This is a genomic window from Micromonospora sp. NPDC023814 (assembly GCF_040639595.1).
Taxonomy (GTDB): domain Bacteria; phylum Actinomycetota; class Actinomycetes; order Mycobacteriales; family Micromonosporaceae; genus Micromonospora.
The window spans coordinates 1-1,864 of the sequence record NZ_JBFAAF010000211.1 but is presented as its reverse complement, the minus strand read 5'-3'; the positions used below and the strand labels follow the sequence as shown (position 1 = coordinate 1,864).

1 protein-coding gene is annotated in these 1,864 nt (G+C 68.9%); it reads left to right on the top strand.

Annotated features, from left to right (window positions below; all coding sequences use genetic code 11):
- Positions 1-79: 79 nt before the first annotated feature.
- Complete coding sequence (locus AB0G14_RS35485) at positions 80-1,681, top strand: IS1182 family transposase (RefSeq protein ID WP_357705158.1); 1,602 nt, start codon at positions 80-82, stop codon at positions 1,679-1,681.
- Positions 1,682-1,864 lie beyond the last annotated feature (183 nt).

Below are 1,864 nucleotides of genomic sequence, written 5' to 3'. Positions count from 1 at the left end.
CTAGGTGACTGGTGTTAAACGATGGCTGCCATCAGCGTGGCGGCCATCGTTTTGCATCTATTTCTGCTAGTTTGCTGGGATGACGTTGGGCAGAGCGTCGCAGCAACTGGACCTCCTCGATCCGGTCAGCCGGTTCTGCGCTGAGACCCTTCCGGCGAACTCGATCTACGCGTTTCTGCACGATCACCGCGACCGGTTGTTCCCGGACTGCTTGTTCGCTGATTTGTTCGCGCAGGTCGGGCGGCGGTCGGTGCCGCCGTCGGTGGTCGCGACGGTGATGGTGCTGCAGCGTTTGGAAGGACTGTCGGACCGCGAGGCCGTCGACCGGTTCGCGTTCGATGTCCGCTGGCGGTACGCGGCCGGGGCCGGTGGCTGGGACGGCGCTTCGCGGGCCGGGTTCGCGCACACGGTCCTGGTTGACATGCGCGAACGGCTGCGCCGCTCGGCGAACCCGGACCGGATTTTCGAGGTTGCTCTCGCGGCGGCGCGGGAGGCCGGGCTGCTGGGACGGCGCCGGGTGCTTGACTCGACCCCCTTGTATGACGCGGTCGCCACGATGGACACGATCACGCTGATCCGCTCGGCGGTCCGCGGGCTGCTCACCGCGGCCGGCCGCGACCTGGCCATCGAACTGCGGGCCGTGTTGACCAGCGGCGACGACTACGCCAGCACGGCGAAACCGGTCGTGGACTGGGACGACAAGACCGCCCGGGAAGCGTTGATCGACTCAAGGGCCCGGGACGGGTATGCCCTTCTCGCCGCCCTCGGCGGCCGCAAGAAGCTGCCCGAGGCGGTCACCGAGGCGATGCGGCTGCTGGCCACGGTGCTGGGCCAGGACCTGGAAGCCGGCGACGACGGGGTGCTGCGGATCGCACGCAAAGTCGCCACGGACCGAGTGATCTCCACCGTCGACCCGCAGGCCCGGCACGGGCACAAGACCAGCCACCGTGGCTTCGACGGCTACAAAGGGCATATCGCCGTCGATCCGGACAGCGAGATCATCACCGCCACCGAGGTCACTGCCGGTAACACCGGCGACGCCGGCCCGGCTGCCGACCTGATCGCCGACCTCACCACCCCGGCCAGCGATCAGGACACGTCCGGAGCCGACGCGGTGGTCTACGGCGATTCGGCCTACGGCGCCGGTGAAGTACTCGAATGCCTGCATGCTGCCGGGATCGACGCCAAGACCAAGGTCCAGCCACCGGTCGCGCCGGGTGGCAAGTTCACCAAGGACCGGTTCACCATTGACCTCGCCGCCGGCACGGTCACCTGCCCAAACCAGGTCACCATCGCGATCCGCCCGATCACCGGTCACGACCGTCACGCCGGGAAAGCCGACTTCGGCCGGGCCTGCACCGACTGTCCGCTCCGCACGCAGTGCACCGAGTCGAAGACCGGCCGGCAGATCACCATCAGCCGCTGGGAAACCCACCTCACGGCCGCCCGGACCCGGCAGACCGACCCGGCCTGGCGGGCCGACTACCGCGCCACCCGCCCCAAAGTCGAACGCAAGATCGCCCACCTCATGCGCCGCCGCCACGGCGGCCGCCGCGCCCGCATGCGCGGCCTGCTCCGCGTCGCCGCCGACTTCAAACTCCTCGCCGCAGCCACCAACCTGGCCCGGCTCGCCACCCTCGACCTCACCGGCAGCAGCCAGCTCGGCCGGGCCCCCGCCTAACCACTTGCAAGAACCCCGACCAGGCGTTATCCAGCCCGGCAACAACCCCTCAGCCCCACAACCGCCCACCGAGCCACCGATCAGCCAGCCCAGCGACTACCCCCTTCACGCCAGCCAACGAGCCGTCAAACACACGGGCTGACCAGACCACCGATCAACCCCCGTTTAACACCAGTCACCTAG

Excerpts from the sequence above, each read along its gene's own strand:
- AB0G14_RS35485 (WP_357705158.1), top strand. The coding sequence starts at position 80 with ATGACGTTGGGCAGAGCGTCGCAGCAACTGGACCTCCTCGATCCGGTC.